Here is a 1,759-nt window from a genome sequence, read left to right on the forward strand (position 1 = left end):
TTCACAATAATTCATCAATCTTAATTAGATCACATTTTTACTTTAATTGGTATTACACAAAAGATTTTCCCGTAGCCCACAGCTCTTAGCTGAGGTGTCCCCAAAACCAACTCATGATTAGGACTACATCATTTCTGATTCCAGCTGTGAGGTGACTCGAGCATGATTTCAAACGTATGTAGCTTTAAGTTTAGCATTCAGATACTTAAGCCAGACGCGCTGTAAGTTAGATTTATGAGACTGAACTGACCCCTTATTAATACTTTGAGTTATAAAAGCCTTACATCCCATCCTAATTACTCTGCGCTGTAGATGTTTCCTTTATTGAGTGAGCGGCTCTCAGTGTTAGTTAACAGCCTTTCGGCTACGAAATCTGACTTCTGCTCTATCTGTGAATCTATAGGATACGTGTAATTAGGGCTCTATCATGGAGGCTTCTCTTAAGAACGCTAGAGCTCATAATGAGTCGACTTAATGTCTCTTGTTATGCATTGAGCTTAAAACCACTCTCGATGGTATTGAGCGACTCGTTCTAAGTACTTCAAAGGGTGAAAGTAGGCTAGATTCAGCTTAAAGGTGAGAGTCGCTAAGTGTGTTCCCAAGTGGTGCCTGAGGGGTATATAAGCTAAGAAATAGAGCATCCCTCGTATTCGTGAAGTGACGTTTATCACCCTGCGGATTTAGATTCTTTGGTTCTAGGTGCTGGTATATTAGGGGTTACCACTCTGTCTTCGATTTTGATGTGTTTGTTGACTCGATATTAATCAGTCGTGTTGACCGTTTTGCTCTGAGCATATTGATTTCTTGCTGGTTAGTTCAAGCTATGTTTTGGTTATTGCGACTAAGATGAAGCTAGAAGGTCACTACTGTTTGCTTAGTAGAAATAAAAATCCCCCAAATCATTGGCGGATAGTTTTGTGATTCTTTTCAGAATTAGATAAAGCCTTAAACCTAATGGGTCGAATTATGAAATTGAGTTTTAACTTTGAAGATGCGAGCCAGATCTTTGTGGGATCTTTTGCCTTGGCCGTGCCGATTTCTTTTTCTGAAGAGGCTTGGAAGTTAGGGGAGACTTTACCTACCGCTAATCTATTGCTGCTATTTTTACTGTCTGCGGTGTTCTTAGGCTTCTATACGTATGAGAGTGTCTTTCAAAAAGATGTTGTTGCTCGGTTGCCGGTGTTTATTTTCAGAATAGTGATTGCTTATGTTATGACGGCATTGGTCGTTGCTTTGGTACTGACTTGCCTGGACAAATTACCTCTATTGAGTGATCCCGTCGTATCGCTCAAAAGAGTGATTGTTATTTCAATGCCAGCCTCTATGGGCGCTATTGTAGTGGATAGTTTTGATAAAGAGTAATCTGTGTATCAATTTGGATTGAAGTGTCTTACAGAGCTTTTCAGCGCTTACTTGATTCGTTATTTAGCTTTCTTACCTCCAAACTTAGTATTGATTTTTTCAACCGATCTCCTAGTCAATAAAATGAGTAGCAACGTACTGTGACTGACTCTTACGTGAATGTGTCGTTTGTTGTTGGGAGATTTTGAAGAGCATTAAGTAGCGAAGATTTGTAGCTTTGGAAGGATATAAAAACGGTTGGTTTCTGAATTGAATATGGTATTTGAAAGGTGAGGGTAGTTGTATTAATAAGTTAGGATCTTTAGATGCAAAAAAGCCGCATCATGATGCGGCTTCTTTTAATTGGCTCCCCTTGCAAGACTTGAACTTGCGACATACGGATTAACAGTCCGCCGTT

1 protein-coding gene is annotated in these 1,759 nt (G+C 39.6%); it reads left to right on the forward strand.

From position 1 onward, the window contains the following. The first annotated feature begins 966 nt into the window (after positions 1-966). A complete protein-coding gene (locus AB6D06_RS22380) occupies positions 967-1,362 on the forward strand; it encodes a DUF2391 family protein (protein ID WP_372101486.1) in 396 nt (131 codons plus the stop codon). The last annotated feature ends 397 nt before the right edge of the window (positions 1,363-1,759 follow it).

It is taken from the genome of Vibrio sp. 10N.239.311.G01 (assembly GCF_041465805.1).
Taxonomy (GTDB): domain Bacteria; phylum Pseudomonadota; class Gammaproteobacteria; order Enterobacterales; family Vibrionaceae; genus Vibrio; species Vibrio crassostreae_C.